Source organism: Blastopirellula sediminis, assembly GCF_020966755.1.
Lineage (GTDB): Bacteria > Planctomycetota > Planctomycetia > Pirellulales > Pirellulaceae > Blastopirellula > Blastopirellula sediminis.
In genome coordinates this window covers 727,237-747,606 of the sequence record NZ_JAJKFT010000010.1, presented here as the reverse complement: position 1 = coordinate 747,606, position 20,370 = coordinate 727,237, and the positions used below count along the sequence as shown (strand labels likewise).

Sequence of the window (20,370 nt, the reverse complement as noted above, 5' to 3'; positions counted from 1 at the left end):
CGCATCACGTCGCCAGGCAATAGCGATCAATCGCTTGCTGCAGTTGATCCTTGGTGATCGGTTTGACGATGTAGTCTTTGACGAACGGGAACTTCATGGCGTTCAGTTTGTCTTCGGCGAAATCGGACGACGAGTACATCACGACGACCATGAAGTTGTACTCCTTGCCGAACTTCTCTTGCATCGACTCCAAAACTTCGTGGCCGTTCATCCGCGGCATGTTGATGTCGAGCAAGATCAGAACCGGCGGCGGGAAGTCGCCGAAATCGGTAGCGCGCCGTTGTTCGTCGATGATCGCGTCGAAGAAGTGATCGCCTGCTTCGAATTCGATCACCTTGGCGTCCATCTCCAAATACTTGGCGACGCGCTGTACGAGGTAACGATCGACATCGCTATCGTCTACCACGGCAATCGTAACGGTCATCTCGGCTCCTGCTTCTCTATCGATTTGCGAGACGGTTATTCTGCGGTAAGACGACCGAGAATATCGTTTTTCCTTTGGCGGACTCGAAAGTAATCGTGCCGCCTAGCTGGGTAATGTACTTTTTCGCGAGCGCGAGCCCAATCCCGCTGCCGGCTTTGTCGTCGTCGGAAAAACGCTGGAATAGTTTGAAAACGCGATTGTGGAATTCGGCGGGAATGCCAACGCCGTTGTCGGCCACCGACAAGCAGAATTGATCGTCGGCGGTCCATGTTTTGATCCGTACCAGACGGTTCTTTTGCGCCGGGTCTTGATACTTGATCGCGTTGGAGAGGAGGTTTTCGAGCGTTACGTCAAAGCGGACCGGAATGCTGTAAACCGGTTCGGCATGCTGAAAGTCGGTTTCGACGTCGACTCCTTCGTGCTTGAGCGCCGACCAGATCGTTTGGAATCGCTGCTCGACGTCGACCTCTTCCCAGTTAATCGAAACGAGGTCCGATTTCGCCAGCGACAGGACCACTTCGATCCGCGCGGCCAGGCGTTCGGCGAGCGCTTTCGCTTTTGGAATGTTGAGCTTCACTTCCTCGAAGTCGCCTAGCTCCAGATCGCTTTCGCAAACGTGCAACAAGCCGGCGATCGAAGCGAGAGGCGCTTTCAGATCATGCGACGCACTGTAGGCGAATTGATTGAGCTCTTCGTTCAGCCGCTCCAGTTGGATCGCCTTCTGAGCGATGTCATGCTCTTTCGACTTGCGGTCGGTGATGTCGATGATGGTGGCCATCGTCGACTTCCCTTCCATTTCCTCGACCGGCGTCAGACCGATTTCGATCGGAAATTCGGTCCCATCTTTTCGTACGCCAAACAGGTCGCGTCCGGCGCCCATGTTCCGGGCGTAGCGATCGTTGTTGTAGCTGTTGCGATAGACCGCATGTTTGCGGCGGAAACGCTCCGGCACTAGCATTTCGATCGGCTGTCCCATCATCTCTTCGTGCTTGTAGCCGAACAGCTGGCAGGCCTTGTTGTTCACCAGTTCGATTGCGCCCGCTTCGCTTACCTGGATCATGGCGCTGGCAGCGGCGTTGAGCGCCCGGAGGATCATCGCCTCGTTTTTCTTCCGCTCGCGAATGTCGAGGACTGAGACGATCACCATGACGTCGTCGTCGACTTGGACCGGATCGAGGCCGATTTCGACCGGAATCATCACGCCGTCTTTGCGAGCGCCATGCAAGTCGCGACCGGTCCCCATGCGACGGCTGGTTGGGACCTCGAAGAAGGCGTTACGCAGGTCCGAATGGTAGGGGCGGACGTGCGTGGGAACGAGAACTTCGACCGATTGTCCGTGGAGTTCGCCGGTCGAGTAACCAAAGAGTTGATCGAGACGCCGATTGCTGCGCAGAATCTTCCCGGCTGACGAAACCAGCATGATCGCGATCGGACAGATCTCGATATCAATCGTGAAGTCGTCGGTAGAACCGACCGACCCGGTCATTTTCGCCATCTTACGTTTTGCCCCATGTCGTCAAAGCGTTCCTGTCGCCTTGCAGGGGTCGCTTGAATGCGGCGTATGGCGACCCCTCTGACATTCGTTCGTATTGTGGCCGCTTTCCCAGGGCGAAACAACATTCTCGTTCGACGCGCACCCAATTTGGCGAATATTCGTCCAGCGAAACATACCCGTCAACTATCAAGACGCAAGCCGGCTCGCGCTTGAATGCGAGACGCCGCATGATACCGAGTTGGTAAATTCGTCAACGTCGCTATCCAGCGCTGTCTTAGCGCCCTGCCGGCGTCATTACCATTTCGACCGGCGGCGGCAGCATCTGTTCCAGTGCATTGACCCGCTGCTCGAGCGCCGCGATGCGGGCCATCGTTTCGGGACTGTTGCCGGTGCACGTTCTGCCTCCCAAGCTGAGGCTTAGGCATCCGGTCGAAACGAGCATGACGCTGGCGATTACGAGCGACGTTAGGAGAGGGCGAAGACGCATCGGGTGGGGCTCCGAAAACTGCGACCGAATGTGGGATGTCTGCCTGCGGATAGTCGGCGACAGTCGGGGGATCGTCAAGATCAACGTGGGGTTCCGCCGGCCGCCGCAAAAGCGCAAAAAAAGGGGGAGCATGATGCTCCCCCCTTTTTCAAGGAAAACGTTGATTCGTTTAGCGGCAGTTCGGGCAGTTGCCGTTGCAATTGCCGTTTCCGCAGCCAGAGCCAAGCCGATTCAAGAGGCCATGGCAAATCCCGCCGCCGCCGTGATGGCACGAGCTGTACGGGTTCGGTTCGCGATGTTCCCAAGGTCCGCGGACGTAATACACGCCGAACTGATAGGTGTTGTTCGGCCAGTACGGGGTCGGGCGAAGCATCGAAACGTCGCCGACCGGACCGGGATTGATCGGAGTGAACTGATGGTTGATCGGCGTGACGCGGCTCGACGGAACGCCCCAGCTGTAGTGCGTCTGCATCGAGGCGGTCGGCGGCACGACCAACGCGACCGGCGTGTGCCAGTCTTGATAGTAGTATCCACCATGCCACGGATAGCCAGCCGCATTTTCAGCGGCGATAACGGCGGCGCCGTTATAGGTGACAGGCCAGCCGGCTTCCGCTTTGGCCGCGATCGCGGCCATCGCCGTGACGCCCAGCAGCGCGGCGAAAATCAGGTTACGGGTCATCGCTCGGGATCCTTGCTTAGAACTTGCTTGGTCGTCGGGCCGACTTAGAACAACGGATTAGCCGGCGATAGCCAGTTGTGACCGCCGTACCAACGGACGGTCGTCCGATTCCAGCCGCGTCCGCCGTTGTAGGTTTGGTAGTAACGTCGCGTGTGCGGGTACAACCACTCGTGCGGAGCCAGCGGCGGATACGTAATGGACGTATGACCGACCAGCGGCGGGGTCGGAACCGGCGAGACGTACATCTCGGCGTGGACGCCCATGTAGGGATCGGCGACGTAGTACTGCGTGAACGGCTGTTGGGCCGACGCGTTATCGGCGGCGACCGTCAGGCCAGCGGCCAAAACAAAGCCGCAGATCAGCGCCCGGATGGCGAAAGCTTGCATCATCGTCTCCTTCGGCATGCGGCTCATCGGGCCGCCGTCGAGCAGTAAAAAATGTTCGGTTTGGTATTGGCGCGCATCCCCGATTTTGCAGGGGCGCAATGTTTCGACTGCTGCAATCGTTATTCGGAACTCCTTAGGCGGCGCGTGAATGTTTCTGCCCTGTTTATGCCAAATGCCCCTAATGTGACGATGCTTCCGGCTTTTCCGCAAACTCGCGGATTGTCCTGTCGTTGCAATCGGCAAAGTTTACTACAATCGGCCGATTGTCTTGGCTCGCGTCACGTCGACCGCGGATGGCCGCCGCTCCCCTGCCCTGCCGAGGGTCCCCGGGGTTGCGATCGGCCCGCACGTTGGCGAAATTACGCCGCAGACGGAAGTTTGGACGCTTTCGCGCCGATGTTTGTCGAAACATTTCTCTTCCCCAGCCTGTCACGGATTTGACGCTGCCACACCCCGAAAGGAACGCCTGTTTTGTCGACGATTGAGGCGGAAATGACCACCCAGGAAGCCCCCAAGTCCAAGCGCCGTGCGACCGCGGAAACGATGGCCAAGAGCCAGCGTGAGATCTCGGTCAGCGAGTTCTTCGCCAAGAACCGCCACCTGCTCGGCTTTGATAATCCCCGCAAAGCGCTGCTGACCACCATCAAAGAGGCGGTCGACAACTCGCTGGATGCCTGCGAAGAGGCTGGCATCGTCCCGGAAATCTGGGTCCATGTCGAACAGACCGGACCGAACCGCTACAAGGCGGGGATCCAGGACAACGGCCCCGGGATCTTGAAGAAGCAGATCCCGCTGATTTTCGGCAAGCTCCTCTACGGGTCGAAGTTCCACCGGCTCCGGATGAGCCGCGGTCAGCAGGGTATCGGCATCAGCGCGGCCGGCATGTACGGCCTGCTGACGACCGGCAAACCGGTGAAGATCGTCTCGAAGGTCTCGATCCGCAAGCCGGCTCACTACTACGAGCTGCGGATCAACACCAAGACCAACGACCCCGAAATCCTCAACAACAAAGGGGAAGGGGAAGATATCCCGGCCGGCCAGGAAGGGCACAAGTACATCGCCAAGCATGGGATCGAATGGGTCTCGCACTACCCTGGCGACGCTCCGGAAGAAACCGGCAAGGAATTGCAAAGCGGCACCCGCGTGACGATCGAACTGGAAGCGAAGTACCAGCGCGGCCGCGGCAGCGTCGACGAGTACCTGGAACAGACGGCGATCGCGAACCCGCACGTCACGATCCACTACATGGATCCGGAAAACAACCTGCGGACCTACAATCGCTCGACGCGACAGCTGCCGCCGGAACCGATCGAAATCAAGCCGCACCCGTACGGGGTCGAAGTCGGCCGCTTGATCACGATGCTGAAGGATACGAGCGAAACGACGATCTCCGGCTTTTTGACCAGCGCGTTTTCGCGCGTCTCCAACGGGATCGCCAAGCAGATCTGCGACGGGGCGAAGATCGGCACGCGGACGCACGCCAAAAAGCTGAACCGCGACGAGATCGAGAAGCTCTACCACTCGATTCAGGAAACCAAGATCAGCAACCCGTCGACCGACTGTATCGTGCCGATCGGCGAAGAGTTGCTGCTCAAAGGGATGCACCAGGTGGTGCCGGCCGAGTTCTACTGCGCCGCGACTCGACCGCCGGCCGTTTATCGCGGCAACCCGTTTTTGATCGAAGTGGCGCTCGCCTACGGCGGTTCGGTCGAAACGACAAAGATTACGAAGGACCTGCTGAAAGAACTGCTGTCGGAAAGCGACGCGCGGACCGTTCGTCAGTTCCTGATCAACACCTTCAGCGGATTGGGCGCCGATGCGGCCGACCGAATCACCAAGGCTTCGAAGCTCGGCGCTCGCAAAAGCCCCGGCAAGCTGAAGCCGCGCGAGATTGACGTGCTGTTCGACGCGATGCAGAACGTCAACATCAGCGAAGGTCAGTCGATGAACGTGCTCCGTTACGCCAACCGCGTTCCGCTGCAGTTTTCGCAAAGCGCCTGTGCGATTACCCAGTCGATCACCGGCATGAACTGGCGAAGCTACGGGCTCACCCAGTCGCGCGGCAACTTGCCGAGCGGCCCGGTCACGGTGATGGTTCATATGGCGAGCGTCTGGGTTCCCTTTACCAGCGAATCGAAAGAAGCGGTCGCCAGCTATCCTGAAATTCAGAAAGAACTGCGGCTCGCCTTGCAGGCGGTCGGACGCAAGCTCGGCATGTTCCTCCGCAAGCGGCAGTTGGTCAAACAGCAAGCCGATCGCCGCAGCATCTTCCTGCGTTATCTCGGCGAAGTGGCGACGGCGGTGAGCGAGATCAACGGTTCGGATCGCCAGACGGTGTACGACAACCTGATGGCGGTCGCACAGAAGAAGACGGCCGAAGCCGACATGAAGCTGACCGAGTCGGGCAAGCTGGTCGAAGAGACCGAAGACTTTGGCGACAACGTCCTGATCGTCGAAAAGACGACCGAAGATTTGCTCAATCGTCCTTCGTCCAATGGCTCCGTCGCTAGCGACGATTCCCTCGAAGAATTCGAGGAAATGGAAGACGAATAAGCAGTGCGTTGAAGACGCGGCTCCCAGAATCTGAATCACAAAAATCAAAATAGACATAGGCCATGGCCAAGAAGAAAACCGCGAAGAAAGTCGCCCAACCGGCTCGCAGTGATAGTTCGGAGAAGGTCAAGCTGACGCCGCGCGACAAGAAGACGATCGGCAGTCTGACGAACCTGGCTGACTCGGTCGTTTCCGCCGCGCAGAAGACCCGCGACCCGAAGCTTGAGATACCGACCCGGAGTCTCTCCAACGTTCGCTACAACAAGTCGCAGCGCATTCTGGAGATGGGCAAAAACACGACCGCGCGTCAGCTGTTCAACCTGAACCAGGCGAAGAGCTACATGCAGACGATGCTCGCCGCGTCAGGCTGCAAGCGATTGGTCGAATCGGGCAAGACGACCAGCATCCGAGGTCTCTACTACCTGATGAAGCATACGATCGCCGGCACGAAAGAAGAGACCTTCAGCGATCAGGCCGAAAGCGATCCGATCATCGAAGACTTGGAAGTGTTGCTCAACTCGCTGCGCGAAGAGCTTCACTTGTACGCCCAGCAGCGCGGCAGCATGGTCGGAAACATCATCCTGAACGACAAGGGAGACACGATCGACTGCTCGCGTATGGGGAGCGGCGGTTACGGGATTCCCTCGATTGTGGAAGAGGATGTGATCCAGTTCGTCGAGTGCGGCGCCGACTTCGTCCTGCATGTCGAAAAAGATACGGTCTGGCAGCGCTTCAACGAAGACAAGTTCTGGAAGAAACATAACTGCATCTTGACGCATGGTAGCGGACAGCCGCCGCGCGGCGTGCGGCGGTTGCTGCATCGTTTGAACAACGAATTAAAGCTGCCGATCTACTGCGTCTTCGATAACGATCCGTGGGGATATTACATCTACAGCGTGATCAAGCAAGGCTCGATCAACCTGGCCTACGAGTCGAAGCGAATGGCGGTGCCGGATGCGAAGTTCCTGGGGCTTTGCGCGGTCGACTACGAACGGTGCAATCTGAATCCCAGCGTCCAGATCGCGCTGAACGACACCGACCGCAAACGGGCCAAGCAGATCGCCAAGTACCCGTGGTTTGAGCACAAGAAGACCTGGCAGAAAGAGATCGCCAAGCTGCTGGAAAACGGCTTCAAATTGGAAGTGGAAGCGCTCATCAGTCAAGGACTGAGCTACGTGACCGAAGAGTACGTCCCGCAGCGGCTGGAAGAGCAGCGGTGGTTGGACTAGGTCGGAGCCCGTACGCGGACCAACCCTACGTCGCAAAAACTAACCCGAGGCGCGAGCCGAGGGAATGTGGTCAAATTCAGCGATAAGCGATTGCCGTCGTTTTGCGTTGAAAGGTAAACGACGGCCTCTTTCTTACTTTCAAACGCTTTCCCTCGGCTCGCGCCTCGGGTTAGTGTTGCGTGGTCCTATTCGTCTTTTTTCAACCGCCTGGATAGAATAGGCGAAGCCCCCTTCGTCACCCGTCTCCCTAAAGGAGCGCATTGTGAGTTTTGAGAAACCGCCGGAACTGGCCGACTACTACGCCGTCGCGCAGATTCCGGTGCAGTGGGGGGACATGGATTCGTTCCAGCATGTGAACAACACCGTTTACCTGCGTTGGTTCGAGTCGTCACGCGTCGAGTATCTCTCGGCCGCTAAGCTGGACGGCAAGATGGCGGAGAGCGGAACAGGGCCGATTCTTTTTTCGGTTACTTGCAACTTCCGCCGCCAGGTTCGCTTTCCTGACACGATGCTCGTCGGCGCCAAAGCGACGCGGCTCGGCGGAACGAGCATCCGCATCAGCCACGCGATTTACAGCGTCAATCAAAAGCAGATCGTCGCCGACGGCGAGTCGGGCGTCGTTTATTTCGACTACAAGAATCAACAGGCGATTCGCATTCCGGATGACATCCGAGCGTTGATTCAGTCCTTCGAAGGACACGAAGTTTGAGTCGTCGGCCATGAACGATCCCAACATCGCCGACATCTACGATCTGCCTGAGTATTACGACATCATCTTTGCGGACGACTGGGAGTCGGAGTTTGAATTCCTCCGCTTCTGCTTTGACCGCTACGTCGATGGGCCTGCACAAAGGTTGCTCGAGCCTGCGTGCGGAACGGGAAGACTGCTCGTCGAACTTGATCAGGCCGGATACGACGTCGCCGGGGTCGAGCTAAACGCCAAGATGGCTCGCTATTGCCACCAGCGGTGCCCGAGCGCTGATCTGCTGGCCGGCGACATGTCCAACTTTCAGCTGGCGCAATTCGCACAGCCCGAGCCGTTCGACGCGGGCTTCAATATGATTAACAGCGTCCGACATCTGTTGTCGGAGCAGAAGGCGGTCTCGCATTTTCGCTGCATGGCCGACGTGATCCGCCCCGGCGGAATTTACGTGGTCGGCCTTCATCTGACGCCGACGATCGGCGATCCGCTGGAAGAGGAAACTTGGGTCGCTACTCGCGACGACGTAACCGTCACGTGCCATCTGGAGACGTACGATCGCGATCTCGACTCTCGGATCGAACGGGCCTCCCTCAGTTATGACATCGCCGCGAAAGATCGCGATCTGCAAGTGACCGGCGACCTGAGCTTTCGGACCTACACCGCCGAGCAAATGGAGCAGACGTTGCAAACGGCCGGCGGCTGGGAAATCGCCCAAACGTATGACTTTACCTACGATCAAGAGCAGCCGATCGTGGTGAGCGAAAAGAGCGAGGACGTCGTCTACGTCCTCAAGCGAATCGCGTAGCGATCGCGCTATGATACTAGCCCGCAGCGCAAGCAAGGGAATGCGCGTGCAAGTAAGCGACGAATTTCGAAGCGCGAACATCTAAGCAAAATCGAATGACGACTTTGGAAGCGTTGGTCATTCGAGATAGCCGAGCGCATTCCCTTGCTTGCGCTGCGGGCTAGTGTTGTGAATCGCCGGCCGTTAGTTCTCGGGCGAGCCGTAACGTTCCGGAAAACGCTGCTGGAGCGCTTCTCGCACCTTCGAGGTGATATCGGGCAGACTGACCGGCTTCGACAGGATCGAGAAGACCTGGGCCGAGATCGCTTGCTGGCGGATCATTTCGTCCAGATTGCCGGACAGGAGGATGCACGGCAGCTGCGAGACGGCGGTGCGACATTCGACAATCGCTTCGAGCCCCGTCTTGCGCGGCATGTGATAGTCGAAGAGCGCCACGTCGATCCGAGTCGAGCGGACGACGTCAATCGCTTCCATCCCATCCTTCGCCAGATGGGTTTGGAAACCGCGAGCCGCGAAAACCTCGGCCAGCGTTTCTCGGAAGCCGCGGTCGTCGTCGGTGATCAACAAGTTTGGGGTTTGGACGATCCCCATCGTTTCATCTTCTGCCGCTTTGCGGTGAAAGAGGGTGACGGACTTGCAGGCATCGTTGTATGCACAGATGCTGATTTCCAATAGAGCAATTTTAATTCCAATTTCACGCAATGCTGTCATCTTCGTAGTAAATCTGGGCCGTGTAGTGATTTAGCGTCATTAACCCCTAAATCACGGGTCCCCGAACTGCTGCCGAATTGACAGGCGATTGCCTAGATTGCCACCACGGGCAAATTCGGACGAATTTTGCGTAAATGGTGTCGGCGAGGGTACTTCAAATGCCGATTCCGTTTGCGGTATAAACAAGAACGCATCAGGCAATGATGAGTTTTCTTCCCGCCGGTTATGTACCGGCAGATGTCTGGATTGCGTTCTAAATCCTTACTGCTTTGGCAGTTAGGGTTGGTCGCGGACCGCCGCCAATGAGGGTTGCAGGTGAGTAACAAACCCGGTTTCTGGGCTCGTAACGAATTTTTGATTCGCCGGCTCCACTCGCTGACAGGTCTCGTACCGGTCGGCGCGTACATGATCGTCCACCTGACGGTGAATGCGAGCGTCGCCGCTTCGCCCGAGACGTTCCAGCGGAACGTCTTCTCCATTCACTCGCTGGGGGCGCTGCTGCCGCTGGTCGAATGGACGTTCATCTTCCTGCCGATCATGTTCCACGCGTTTCTCGGTCTCGCCTTCACGATGGGGGCGACTCCCAATTACACCGAGTACCGCTACAACAGCAACTTCCGCTACACGATGCAGCGAGCGACCGGTCTGCTGGCCTTCGTCTTCATCGCGTGGCACGTCTTCCACATGCACGGCTGGATTCATAACGAAGCCTGGCTGCAGCTGATCCACGGCTGGGGCGGGATGTTCAAACCATACAACGCCGCCACTTCGGCCGCCCTTGCGATGCAGGCCTCGGTCCTGTACCCGATCTTCTACACGATCGGCGTGTTGGCCTGCGTGTTCCACCTCTCGAACGGTTTGTTCACGATGGGGATCACGTGGGGGATTTGGGTCAGCCCGAAAGCGCAGATCGGCGCCAAGTGCGTGACCAGCATCTTCGGTCTTGGTCTGGCGTTGGTCGGCATCACGTCGATCGTCGGCCTCTGGACGCTGAAGGATTTGCCGGAGATTCGCGAGAAGGAAAACACCGCCTACGAACTGCTGGTCGAGATCGGCGACATTCCGCCGAGCGAGCACAAACGGGATCTGCCGGAGGGGGAACCGCTGGAAGAAGCGCCCGCCTTTAACAGCGCCGCTCCGAAAGAAGATGCGGCCGAGAAGCCGGCGGCCAGCGAGTAACGCGCCCGCGGCGAGAGACTACACAACGCTTACAACGGCCGTGCGTTGGTGCGGCTTGACTTGATACGAGGGAAATTCTGGCATGGCGAAGCAACGCGTTCTGGTGGTTGGCGGCGGACTCGCCGGTTTGGCGGCCACGATGAAACTGGCCGAACTCGGCATCGCGGTCGACCTGATGAGCATCACCCCGGTCAAGCGTTCGCACAGCGTTTGCGCTCAAGGTGGGATCAACAGCGTCAACGATCAGACGCGGCAGTTGGGCGACAACGAGTGGAAGCACTTTGACGACACCATCTACGGCGGCGACTTCCTCAACCACCAGCCGCCGGTCAAAGAAATGGCTGACTGGGCGCCGAAAGTGATCGACCTGATGGATCGCTTGGGCGTGACTTTCAACCGAACGCCGGAAGGGTTCCTCGATCGTCGTCGCTTCGGCGGGACGCTCTACAAGCGAACCGCGTTCGCCGGCGCCACGACCGGCCAGCAGCTGCTCTACGCTCTCGACGAACAGGTCCGCCGCTGGGAAGTGGAAGGGCTGGTCAAGAAGTACGAAGCGTGGGACTTCATGAGCCCCGTGCTCGACGAAGCGGGCGTCTGCATCGGCGCCATCGCCCAAGACATCGTGACGATGGAGCTGCGGATCTTCAAAGCGGACGCCGTCGTCGTTGCGACCGGCGGTTGCGGTTTGATCTACGGCCGCTCGACCATGTCGATGACCTGCACCGGCAGCGCTGCGAGCCGCTGCATGCAAGTTGGCGCCAAGTACGGCAACGGCGAATGCATCCAGGTTCACCCGACCGCGATTCCGGGCGCCGACAAGTTGCGTCTGATGAGCGAAAGCGCTCGTGGCGAAGGGGGGCGCGTTTGGGTTCCGCGGACGCCGCAAGACACGCGCAGCCCGAAGGCGATTCCGGAATCGGAACGTTACTACTTCCTGGAAGAACGTTATCCGAAGTACGGCAACCTGGTGCCGCGCGACATCGCGACCCGCGAAATCTTCAACGTCTGCGTCAACGAAGGGTTGAGCGTTGAGAAGGATCGCCAGTGCGTTTACTTGGATCTGACGCACATCGAGCCGAACGAACTGACCCGCAAGCTGGGCGGCATTCTCGACATCTATCAAAAGTTCCAAGGGGTCGACCCGCGGTTCACGCCGATGAAGATCTTCCCGGCGGTTCACTACTCGATGGGCGGTCTCTGGACCGACTATCAGCGGACCGCCGAAGGCGGCCTGATGCCCGGTTCGCCGAAGAACCAGGTCACCAACATTCCGAATCTTTACGCGATCGGCGAAGTTGATTACCACTATCACGGCGCCAACCGCTTGGGAGCGAACTCGCTCCTCAGCTGCATTTTCTCCGGGCTCTTCCTGGCGCCGGGGCTCGAAACGCTGCTGAAGAACATGCCGGAAGGCAAATCGGCCGCCGATCGCCCGCAGTCGCTGTTCGACGCCGCGCTGACCAAGCAAAAGGATCGTCACCAAGCGCTCTTGAAGAACACTGGCGGCGAAAACCCCTACCTGATCCATCAGGAGCTGGGGAACATCATGACCAAAGCGGCGACCGTGGTTCGCGTCAACGAACAGCTCGAAAGCGCGATCGGCGTCGTGCACGACCTGGGGGAACGCGTGAAGCGTTGCTCGCTGTCCGATACCGGCTCGTGGTCGAACCAAAACGTCTTGTTCACCAAGGCGCTGCAAGACATGTTCCCGATCGCCAAGGCGATTTTGAAGGGCGCCTTGCTGCGTGACGAATGCCGCGGCGCCCACTACAAGCCGGCGTTCGAGCTCCCCGGTCTGACCGCCGAAGATTACAACGAACGTCACCAACAAGCCGAAGCGTGGTGCGACAAGTTCCAGGAAAATGTCGATAAGTTCCTGAAGTCGTCGATCGCCACTTGCGACGCTGACGGCGAACCGACGATTACTTACGAAGAAGTCGACACGTCGCTGCTGCCGCCGCGCCCCCGTTTGTACGGGCTGGTCGGCGCCGACATCATCGAAAAGGTCTGGAAGGAGCGTGCCGCCAAGAAAGCGGCCGCAGCCCAACAGCCGGCCGCAGTCAACTAGTCGCAACTCGTACCAAACTCGCACAAACCACTGTCATACCAAGCGTCGCGCCGCGGCGCTGAATCGATTCCGAGGAGTCGCCAGTAAGCCATGATCGCTCACTCTGAAGAAAAGCCGAACCGACCCAAGCCGCAGTCGTTCACCGTGAAGGTGCTTCGGAAAAACGGTCCCGGTCAACCGAGCTACTGGGCCTATTTCACGATTCCCTACGAACCCGAATTGAACGTCATCAGCGTGCTGCAAAAAATCGCGGCTCGCAGCGAAGAAGATGGCGGCAAGAAGTGCTCGCCGGTTTGCTGGGACTGCAACTGCCTGGAAGAAGTCTGCGGCGCTTGCACGATGGTGATCAACGGTCGCGTTCGCCAAAGCTGCTCGGCGTTGATTGATCGCCTGCTCGACGAAGATGGCGCCACGATCGAACTTCGCCCGATGAGCAAGTTCCCGGTCGTCCGCGACCTAATGGTCGATCGCAGCCGCATGTTCCAGGCGCTGAAGAAGGTCAAAGCGTGGGTGCCGGTCGACGGCTACTACGATCTCGGCCCTGGTCCGAAGCAATCGATGGCCGCCCAGGAAGCTTCCTATCCGCTGTCGGAATGCATGACCTGCGGCTGCTGCGTCGAATCGTGCCCGCAGTTCGCCAAGATCGAACTGGAACAACAGTCGGGCGAATCGCACGACGCCTTCGAAGAACGGAAAGCGGAAACGTACGACGCCAACTTCGTCGGCCCGCACGCCATCAGCCAGGTCGTTCTGTTCAACATGAACCCGACCGGCGAAATGAACAAGCGCGAACGGATGGACGCGATCACCGCCGAGGGTGGCATCCAGATCTGCGGCAACGCCCAGAACTGCGTCTCCGTCTGCCCGAAGCATATCCCGCTGACCCGCAGCATCGCCAAGGTCGGCCGCGACGCGACGTTCCACACGCTGAAGAAGTGGTTCGACTGGGCGTAAGGGGGGCGATCATTTCGCCGAATCGTCGTCTAACACTTTGATCAGCAGCGGAAGCCTTGCCGGCCCGCGTGAATAGCGAATCAGAAAACGCTGTCCGATCCGCGGAGTGAAGCAGCCGTAGATGCGATGGATTCGCTTCACGCCGCGGCAGATGACTTCGCTGCCGTCGGACAGTTGCACCACGACGCAGCCGGCTGCGAAGCCGATGACGGTTCCGATCGCTTCGTGGGTTGCGTCGGCGTCATTCACTTTGCTTTTCCTTGCGGAAAACGGGTGAGCGGCATCAAGACCGATGCGCCCAACGTGGCCATGTTGACGATGACCAGCCCAAGGCACGTGTAGTAGTTCGCATCGAGGGGAAACGATCCCAATAAGCTCCACGCGGCTAGGCTGAAGCAAATCAGACCGGCGACCACGGCGATTCCGATCACGCTCCAGATCGAATCCGACGCCCCACCAAATTCGCATTCGAATGCTTTCGACAAGGGAGGAATCGGCGAAGCGACGCTGAACGCCATCATATAGAGGGGCCACGCGTCGTAAGAAATCTGCCCCAGGAAGGCGACGAAGCCAGCGATCCAAAAGAGAATCGCCAGCGAGAGCAAACCGACGACCGCACTGGCGAAGCGGATCTGCTGCGGCAGCAGCAAGTGCTTGCCTTCTCGATCAAAGGCGAGCAACCAGACCGCGAGCGGTTCAATCGAAAAGGTAAGAAACACCGTCGTAAAGAAGATCAGCAGCGGCAGTTCCAGAAAGTAGGCGGGCTTCGGCGGTGCGGCCAGTGCGTAACGCACGAGTCCGTAGATCGCGATCGCCGCAAACATCACATACCATCGCAACGCGTGCTTAGAAAGCGTCAGAAGTCGAAAGCCGGCCGCTTTGGCGTACCAGGGAAAGCGTTCCTTGAGGCATTGCGCCAGCCCGTTGCGTGCCCAGAGCATTTGCGGTTCGAGTCGCAGCGCTTCGCGGAACGCGTCGGCCGCCGACGCAAACTCTTTCTGGTTGAGCAGCACATAACCTTGCGCCGCATGGGGGACCGAACTCTCCGGGGCGAGCCGCAGCGCCAATTGAATCGTCTCTTCGACCGCAGGGAAATCGTTCAGGTCGATTTGCGCCAGCAGCTTTTCGATTACGCAGGGAACGTTCGAAGGCGATAGGGAGATCCCTTGCTGCGCCGCAGCGACCGCGGCGGCGAACTTCCCCTGGCTGCTCAACGTGCTGGCCAACAGCGCGTAGTATGGCGCGTATTCCGGCTGAATCTCGAGCGCTCGTGCGATTGCCGCTTCCGCTTCCGCATAATGCTGACGCTGAATCAGGTGGAGACCATGGATCTGATGAACGTAGTCTTTATCGGGCGAGAGTTGGACCGCTTGCAGAATGTGGGATTCTCCCGCGTCCAGTCGCCCGCATTTCGTCAGACACCAACCGAGCGATGCGTGCGCGACAGCATGTTCCGGCGAATCGGCCAAAACCTGGCGATAGGCTTCAATCGCCAAATCGAAGCGATTGTGCTGCATCAACAAGTTGGCCCGCTGCAGAGTTTCGTCGTTCATCGCTAACGTCGCACACGCACGCCGACGAGATAGTTCAGCGCGAATTGCGAGATGAGCGCTCCGACGCAGAGGAGATAAAACGGCGACGAAATCGCGACGAGGACCATATTCATCTGCTCGGCCGGCAAGAAGAGCGAGATCGTTCCGGCGGCGATGCAGAGCAAGCTGCCGAGACCTAACACGGCCGCCATCGCGATCGTCACGTTCCGCGGCCAACCTTTGTCGCACGCGTAGATGCGCGACAGGACCGGCAGCAATACGCCGAACGATGCGGAAACGAGCAGCGTCGGAAACCAGGCGACGCTCAGCGGCAAACGCGTTAACGCGAAGGGATAGAGCAACAGCCCAGCCAAGACGCCGATCAGGCAGAGCCCGATCATGTTCGAGGTTCGAATTTGCTCCTTGGTGAGAATCAATCGCCCATAGCGATCGAGTCGGAGCACCAAGTCGAACAGCGGGCTCGCAATCCAGGTCATCACTGCAAACGCGATGTACAGCGCCAAGATTGGGGTGGAGTAAGGCGCCCAGTCGGGATTGTTCTTCGTGAAGCTAAAAACGACCCGATAGGCGACGTAGCCGCCGATCAGGATCATCCATTGCTTTCCACCGGAGAGAGTCGCCATCCAGAGGAAATACCTCAGCATCCACGCGTAGAGGGTGTTGCGCGACTTGAGCGCTTCGATCAGGCCGGCCTGAGCCATTTCCAGACCCGGCTCCAGCCGCAGCGCCTCGCCAAAGTGCTGGATCGCCTCCTCTCGGTTCCCTTGCTGCAAGAGCGACCAACCGAGATTCGCGTGCGAGTAGGGATTGTCCGGATCGCGCTCCATTGCCGTTCGCAGCGACTCGTTGGCGTCTCCCGTCTTTCCTTGCTGACGCTGAGCGACGGCGCGAAGGTTCAAACAGCCGACGTCTTCCGCGTCGATCGCCAAGCCAAGCTCGGCGCATTCTTGCGCTTTCGCCCATTGCTTCAGCAAAATGAAGCCGCGGGCGCAGGCGGCGTAATTCGCCGGCGAGTCTGGTTCGAGTTCGACCGCCCGCTTGGCCGCTTCCAGGCCTTCTTCGGGACGGTTTCGCTTGTAGAACAAGTCGGCTTGGATCGCATGCACCAGCGCGACCGACGGCGCCATCCGCAACGCTTCTTGGATGTGGTGGGTCGCCTGGTCGAACTTCTCCTCTTGTCCCAGGCACACGGCGATCAGCGCATGGGCGAGCGGGTTGTCAGGCTGTTGGGAGAGGGCCGCTTGGAGCGACTCGGCGGCTTTGTCGTAACGCTCTTGCTGCATCAGCAAGCGGGCATGCTGGATTTGGGCTTCAATCATTCGCGAACTGTAGGCGATTGGGAGTCGAAAGGAAGGAGAGAGAAGAAAGGAGCGAAGCTCACAGTTTCAAGTACTTCAGGATGTCATCGTAGACGCCGCCTTGGTTGGAGAAGACGGCGTAGTTTTTCGCGGTGGCGAACCATTCTTTGGTCGACGCGTTCACTCGCTTCAGTGCGGCTAGCAAGTCTTCAGTGGTCAGCGGCAGCGGGACGCCGGTCCGCATCGCTTCGGCCAGTTTCGCTTCGATCGCCAAGTCGACGATCGCTTTGAGGTCTGCGCCGGAGTACCCTTCGGTCAGCTTGGCGATTTTGGCGGCGTCGATGTTCTTTTGGGGTTTGCCGCGGAGCTGCACTTCCAGCACTTCGGCCCGGGCCGGCGCGTCCGGCGGCGGAACGAAGATGACGCGGTCAAAGCGACCGGGGCGACGAAACGCCGCATCGATATGCCACGGGGCGTTGGTCGCCGCCAAGATGACGACCCCTTCGTTGTCCGAATCAACGCCGTCCAGCTCGGCGAGGAATTGATTGATGATCTGTCGCGCGGCGCCGCTCACCATGTCGCTGCGACGTGCGCCAAGCGCGTCGACCTCATCGAAGAACAGCACGCAGGGAGCGTTGCGGCGGGCTTGTTCAAAGATCGCGTGCAGATTCCGTTCGCTTTGCCCGATCCACATTTCGAGGACGTCGTTGATGCCGATCGACAGAAACGACGCATTGATTTCGCCGGCCGTGGCGCGAGCGAGATAAGTCTTGCCGCAACCAGGCGGGCCGTACATCAGGATGCCGCCCCCGACCTTCTTGCCGTAAGCGGCGAACATCTCGGCCTGCTCCAGCGGATAGATCGCCTTCATCCGGATGTCTTCTTTGACAGCCGACATCCCGCCGACGTCAGCGAATTTGATCTTCGGTCTTTCCGGCGCGTCAGGTTCTGGATCGGGCTGAGCCCCTTGCATCTCGCGGACGCGTCCTTCGACGACGTCGGAATCTTGCCACGAGCCGCCGACGCCGAGCTTGGCCGACAGTTCCTCATCTTCGACGTCCGGATCGGCGTCGATCGCCTCTTTGTAGTGGGCGACGGCGCTGCGCACTTCGCCATCCGAAAGGAGCAAACGGGCCAGGACGACCCGAGCGGCAGGCGTCGCTTCGCCGCGGGCGACAAGTTCCTCCAGGATCACCAGCGCGTGGCTCGATTTCGCCGTCCGCACAAAATGATGGGCCAGCGCCAGCTTTAGCTCCGCATTGTGCGGATCGTAGGTGAGCGCCTCTTTCAGTTCCGTCTCCACTTCCGCCGTCCGCCCCATATCGGCCAAGGTTTTGGCTAAGTGCAGGCGGAGCGGGATGTTATTGGGGGAAACTTCTAGCGCGGCTCGCAGCGCAGCGACAGCTTCATTCGACATTCAGACCATACTCCAGCGGGAGGAAAGAAGAGCTTCAATATACGGTATTTGGGGACCAGAAAGAATTAATTTTCCTATTGACATGTCGGAAGGTAGCGATATATTGAAGTTATGAGGCGAGGGCAATCGCCGGCAGTGCGCCAGCTGACCTTGCTTGTTGTTGTGGAACATTTCCTGCGAGAAGGAGCGTTTATCATGTCCGACATCCTTACTATTTCGCCCGCCCAATTGGCCGAGCGCGAGAAGTCGGGCCAGCCGATCGAGTTGATCGATGTCCGTACGCCGGCCGAATACCGCGAGGTCCATGCTTCCTCGGCTCGGAATACGCCGCTGGAATCGCTTGACGTCAACGGCGTGTTGAAAGCTCGTCGGCTTGAGGCGACGCAGCCGCTCTACGTGATTTGCCGCAGCGGCAAGCGGGCCGATCAGGCCTGCCGCAAGTTTGTGGCCGCTGGCTATGAAAACGTCGTGAACGTCGAAGGGGGAACTGTGGCCTGGGAAGCGGCCAAGTTGCCGGTCGTTCGCGGAAAGAAAGCGATGGCGCTGGAACGTCAGGTTCGTATCGCCGCCGGATCGTTGGTGTTGTTGGGCGCCGTGTTGGGACTAACCGTGCACCCGTACTTCATCGGCATTTCGGCCTTCGTCGGAGCGGGGCTGATCTTCGCCGGCGTTACCGATACCTGCGGTATGGCGATGATGTTGGCGCGCATGCCGTGGAACCAGGTGAAGGGCGAGCCGCCGGCGAATACTTGCAGCGTCGCCTAATTGGAAAACAGGTAGGGTTCGCTGAGCGGACCAAACGAGACGCAAGAGACGTACCGGGGTAGCATGTTTCGTCCCCTATGACTACGGACGGACGTAGGCGTTTCGATTGGTCCGCTCAGCGGGCCCTACCAAGCGTAGCGAATGGATATGGCCCCGCGGTTGATCCGTTGGAATGACGCAATTTCCGTCACGCGGATTGATCGCCCCCATCGCCCGCGGCGCAGATGAACGGAAGGCGCCTAGCCACTTCCACGCTGCCCCTGGAATAGCCAATGCGCATTCGCTCGCGTCGCGGGCACTTTGGTTTGTGCATAAAAAAAGGCTCGCCTGAAATAGGCGAGCCTTTATGCGTTTATTAACGTTGAATTTCGATCGCTTAGATTTGCGGATCTTCTTCAAACGATTCGAGCTTGGTCGGGAAGAACAGCTCACGCACGGCGATCAGCAGGCGCTGTTCGATCGGCGAGTGACCCGCGTTGATTCCCTTCTGAACCAACGTGGCGAGCAGGGCCTGACCTTCCGGCCAGCGAACGCTCATCACTTTGCTGCAATCTTCCAACAGCTGGTAGATGCGAGCGCGGGTGACGCCCAGCATGCGAGCTTGCATGCGAACGCTTTGCGGCTTGCCACCCAGGCCGAGACGTCCGACCGCGAGGTCGAAGACGGTGTCGCCGGCGTCCAGCTTGATTTGCTTCAGCAGCGCGTCGGCGATGTAGGCGCGAACGTCATCTTCCGAAGGTTGATTTTCGTCGGCCAGGCGATCGAGCACGAAGCGTTCGACGGCCGGGACGAAATTCGGCTGCAACTTCAGAGCGAACTGCTGCTGCGGCTTCACGTTTTCGAGCATCTGGTGAATGCGGAAGAAGACTTCCAGCACCACGCGAACGCGCTTTTCGCCGTGGGTTTTCAGGCGACGGATCTCGGCGACGGTGTAGTCGAGATAGAAGCTGAGCGGCGTGTTCCAGATCACGGTCGGCACTTCGGCCAGAGACGAAGCGAGACGACCGAGCTTCTCGTGCTGCAGGTTATGAACGCGAACCGATTCGCGCCATTTGGCCCACAACAGTTCCGAAACCAGCGTGTGGTCGAATTGACCATCCGGCGTGCAGGGCATCCCGAGAATCTCGTCGCCCTGGGTCGGGGGAGCTTGCTCTTGGGCGCCATACGGCGTCGAATGGGGTTCTTCCTTGGTGGCGCGGTGCAGAAGACGAACCAGCGAGCTGATCTTCTTCTGGCCGATGCCCGGAGTGGCCGACAACTCTTCAAACGGAGTCGACAGCAGGTCGCCGAGCGAACGTCCGAGGAAGGCGAGCGGCAAACGACGATCGTTCGGCAACGCCCAGTAGGCCAACGGCTTTTCGAGCCGATCTTGGAATTTGCTTTCGTCTAGCAGCGTTCGCTTTACTTCGTCGAAGCTACTAATAAGTTGGTAATCTTCCGCCGATGCGACCTTGGTCACTCGCATCATAATGGTCTGCTCCTCTTAAAATCGCGTTTCTGTTCCGGTCGGCACAGTCTCAGGAATTCGTTGTTATTGAGACTCAACGAACCGCTTGAGGGCGTGCCGGAATTACTGCTTTGTCAGCAAAGTAATAATTAATCTTCGCTAATTCAAAGAAGTTGTCCAGTGAATTGATGGTGCGTAATCCCGAAATCTTGCCTCC

Annotated in this window: 19 protein-coding genes; 8 read left to right on the top strand and 11 right to left on the bottom strand. The window is 58.9% G+C overall.

Annotation, left to right across the window (positions count from 1 at the left end; all coding sequences use genetic code 11):
* Nucleotides 1-4 precede the first annotated feature (4 nt).
* The 5 genes from LOC68_RS14625 to LOC68_RS14605 all read right to left on the bottom strand — a co-directional run bounded on the left by LOC68_RS14625 (nucleotide 5) and on the right by LOC68_RS14605 (nucleotide 3,498).
* Nucleotides 5-424, bottom strand: coding sequence for a response regulator (locus LOC68_RS14625; RefSeq protein ID WP_230220060.1), 420 nt, complete (start codon nucleotides 422-424; stop codon nucleotides 5-7).
* Nucleotides 425-440: 16 nt separating this feature from the next.
* A complete protein-coding gene (locus LOC68_RS14620; protein WP_230220058.1) occupies nucleotides 441-1,919 on the bottom strand; it encodes a sensor histidine kinase in 1,479 nt (492 codons plus the stop codon).
* A 274-nt stretch (nucleotides 1,920-2,193) separates the two neighbouring features.
* Nucleotides 2,194-2,406, bottom strand: a complete 213-nt coding sequence (locus tag LOC68_RS14615; RefSeq protein WP_230220056.1) for a hypothetical protein — start codon at nucleotides 2,404-2,406, stop codon at nucleotides 2,194-2,196.
* 169 nt (nucleotides 2,407-2,575) lie between these two features.
* Complete coding sequence (locus LOC68_RS14610) at nucleotides 2,576-3,085, bottom strand: hypothetical protein (RefSeq protein WP_230220054.1); 510 nt, start codon at nucleotides 3,083-3,085, stop codon at nucleotides 2,576-2,578.
* Between the two features lie 44 nt (nucleotides 3,086-3,129).
* On the bottom strand, nucleotides 3,130-3,498 hold the full coding sequence (locus LOC68_RS14605; RefSeq protein WP_230220052.1) for a hypothetical protein: 369 nt from the start codon (nucleotides 3,496-3,498) through the stop codon (nucleotides 3,130-3,132).
* 444 nt (nucleotides 3,499-3,942) lie between these two features.
* Here LOC68_RS14605 and LOC68_RS14600 point away from each other — a divergent pair, with 444 nt between their 5' ends.
* The 4 genes from LOC68_RS14600 to LOC68_RS14585 all read left to right on the top strand — a co-directional run bounded on the left by LOC68_RS14600 (nucleotide 3,943) and on the right by LOC68_RS14585 (nucleotide 8,761).
* The gene (locus tag LOC68_RS14600; RefSeq protein ID WP_230220050.1) at nucleotides 3,943-6,024 is read left to right on the top strand and encodes a DNA topoisomerase VI subunit B; all 2,082 of its coding nucleotides are present in this window, start codon (nucleotides 3,943-3,945) and stop codon (nucleotides 6,022-6,024) included.
* Between the two features lie 62 nt (nucleotides 6,025-6,086).
* Entirely contained in the window at nucleotides 6,087-7,253 is a 1,167-nt protein-coding gene (locus tag LOC68_RS14595; RefSeq protein ID WP_230220049.1) for a DNA topoisomerase IV subunit A, read from the top strand.
* A gap of 262 nt (nucleotides 7,254-7,515) precedes the next feature.
* Nucleotides 7,516-7,962 carry an acyl-CoA thioesterase gene (locus LOC68_RS14590; protein WP_230220047.1) on the top strand — a complete coding sequence of 149 codons (447 nt, stop codon included), beginning with the start codon at nucleotides 7,516-7,518 and terminating at the stop codon, nucleotides 7,960-7,962.
* A 10-nt stretch (nucleotides 7,963-7,972) separates the two neighbouring features.
* Entirely contained in the window at nucleotides 7,973-8,761 is a 789-nt protein-coding gene (locus LOC68_RS14585; protein ID WP_230220045.1) for a class I SAM-dependent methyltransferase, read from the top strand.
* A gap of 183 nt (nucleotides 8,762-8,944) precedes the next feature.
* On the opposite strand, the gene LOC68_RS14580 is transcribed toward LOC68_RS14585, so the two are convergent.
* Complete coding sequence (locus LOC68_RS14580) at nucleotides 8,945-9,352, bottom strand: response regulator (RefSeq protein ID WP_230220043.1); 408 nt, start codon at nucleotides 9,350-9,352, stop codon at nucleotides 8,945-8,947.
* 435 nt (nucleotides 9,353-9,787) lie between these two features.
* Here LOC68_RS14580 and LOC68_RS14575 point away from each other — a divergent pair, with 435 nt between their 5' ends.
* From LOC68_RS14575 to sdhB, 3 genes are all read left to right on the top strand, one after another.
* On the top strand, nucleotides 9,788-10,651 hold the full coding sequence (locus LOC68_RS14575; RefSeq protein ID WP_230220041.1) for a succinate dehydrogenase cytochrome b558 subunit: 864 nt from the start codon (nucleotides 9,788-9,790) through the stop codon (nucleotides 10,649-10,651).
* Between the two features lie 82 nt (nucleotides 10,652-10,733).
* Complete coding sequence (sdhA, locus tag LOC68_RS14570; RefSeq protein ID WP_230220039.1) at nucleotides 10,734-12,719, top strand: succinate dehydrogenase flavoprotein subunit; 1,986 nt, start codon at nucleotides 10,734-10,736, stop codon at nucleotides 12,717-12,719.
* A 90-nt stretch (nucleotides 12,720-12,809) separates the two neighbouring features.
* Complete coding sequence (gene sdhB / locus LOC68_RS14565; RefSeq protein WP_230220037.1) at nucleotides 12,810-13,673, top strand: succinate dehydrogenase iron-sulfur subunit; 864 nt, start codon at nucleotides 12,810-12,812, stop codon at nucleotides 13,671-13,673.
* Between the two features lie 9 nt (nucleotides 13,674-13,682).
* Here the strand turns inward: sdhB and LOC68_RS14560 are convergent, their stop codons facing one another.
* The 4 genes from LOC68_RS14560 to LOC68_RS14545 are packed head-to-tail and all read right to left on the bottom strand — an operon-like array spanning nucleotide 13,683 to nucleotide 17,941.
* Nucleotides 13,683-13,922: a hypothetical protein gene (locus LOC68_RS14560; RefSeq protein WP_230220035.1), complete on the bottom strand. Its 240-nt coding sequence runs from the start codon at nucleotides 13,920-13,922 to the stop codon at nucleotides 13,683-13,685.
* Complete coding sequence (locus LOC68_RS14555) at nucleotides 13,919-15,226, bottom strand: tetratricopeptide repeat protein (RefSeq protein ID WP_230220033.1); 1,308 nt, start codon at nucleotides 15,224-15,226, stop codon at nucleotides 13,919-13,921. Before LOC68_RS14555 ends, LOC68_RS14560 begins: the two co-directional genes overlap by 4 nt.
* 2 nt (nucleotides 15,227-15,228) lie before the next feature.
* Nucleotides 15,229-16,545 carry a tetratricopeptide repeat protein gene (locus tag LOC68_RS14550; protein WP_230220031.1) on the bottom strand — a complete coding sequence of 439 codons (1,317 nt, stop codon included), beginning with the start codon at nucleotides 16,543-16,545 and terminating at the stop codon, nucleotides 15,229-15,231.
* A gap of 58 nt (nucleotides 16,546-16,603) precedes the next feature.
* The gene (locus LOC68_RS14545; protein WP_230220029.1) at nucleotides 16,604-17,941 is read right to left on the bottom strand and encodes an ATP-binding protein; all 1,338 of its coding nucleotides are present in this window, start codon (nucleotides 17,939-17,941) and stop codon (nucleotides 16,604-16,606) included.
* A gap of 204 nt (nucleotides 17,942-18,145) precedes the next feature.
* On the opposite strand from LOC68_RS14545, the gene LOC68_RS14540 reads away from it, so the two are divergent.
* On the top strand, nucleotides 18,146-18,706 hold the full coding sequence (locus tag LOC68_RS14540; protein WP_230225148.1) for a rhodanese-like domain-containing protein: 561 nt from the start codon (nucleotides 18,146-18,148) through the stop codon (nucleotides 18,704-18,706).
* A gap of 376 nt (nucleotides 18,707-19,082) precedes the next feature.
* Here LOC68_RS14540 and LOC68_RS14535 read toward each other — a convergent pair whose 3' ends face one another.
* Nucleotides 19,083-20,174, bottom strand: a complete 1,092-nt coding sequence (locus LOC68_RS14535; RefSeq protein ID WP_230220027.1) for a hypothetical protein — start codon at nucleotides 20,172-20,174, stop codon at nucleotides 19,083-19,085.
* Nucleotides 20,175-20,370: the final 196 nt, after the last annotated feature.

Coding starts and splice junctions, on each gene's coding strand:
- LOC68_RS14580 (WP_230220043.1), bottom strand. CDS start 9,352: ATGGGGATCGTCCAAACCCCAAACTTGTTGATCACCGACGACGACCGC.
- sdhA (WP_230220039.1), top strand. CDS start 10,734: ATGGCGAAGCAACGCGTTCTGGTGGTTGGCGGCGGACTCGCCGGTTTG.
- LOC68_RS14550 (WP_230220031.1), bottom strand. CDS start 16,545: ATGATTGAAGCCCAAATCCAGCATGCCCGCTTGCTGATGCAGCAAGAG.
- LOC68_RS14585 (WP_230220045.1), top strand. CDS start 7,973: ATGAACGATCCCAACATCGCCGACATCTACGATCTGCCTGAGTATTAC.
- LOC68_RS14615 (WP_230220056.1), bottom strand. CDS start 2,406: ATGCGTCTTCGCCCTCTCCTAACGTCGCTCGTAATCGCCAGCGTCATG.
- LOC68_RS14610 (WP_230220054.1), bottom strand. CDS start 3,085: ATGACCCGTAACCTGATTTTCGCCGCGCTGCTGGGCGTCACGGCGATG.
- LOC68_RS14595 (WP_230220049.1), top strand. CDS start 6,087: ATGGCCAAGAAGAAAACCGCGAAGAAAGTCGCCCAACCGGCTCGCAGT.
- LOC68_RS14555 (WP_230220033.1), bottom strand. CDS start 15,226: ATGAACGACGAAACTCTGCAGCGGGCCAACTTGTTGATGCAGCACAAT.
- LOC68_RS14605 (WP_230220052.1), bottom strand. CDS start 3,498: ATGAGCCGCATGCCGAAGGAGACGATGATGCAAGCTTTCGCCATCCGG.
- LOC68_RS14625 (WP_230220060.1), bottom strand. CDS start 424: ATGACCGTTACGATTGCCGTGGTAGACGATAGCGATGTCGATCGTTAC.
- sdhB (WP_230220037.1), top strand. CDS start 12,810: ATGATCGCTCACTCTGAAGAAAAGCCGAACCGACCCAAGCCGCAGTCG.
- LOC68_RS14620 (WP_230220058.1), bottom strand. CDS start 1,919: ATGGCGAAAATGACCGGGTCGGTCGGTTCTACCGACGACTTCACGATT.
- LOC68_RS14545 (WP_230220029.1), bottom strand. CDS start 17,941: ATGTCGAATGAAGCTGTCGCTGCGCTGCGAGCCGCGCTAGAAGTTTCC.
- LOC68_RS14535 (WP_230220027.1), bottom strand. CDS start 20,174: ATGATGCGAGTGACCAAGGTCGCATCGGCGGAAGATTACCAACTTATT.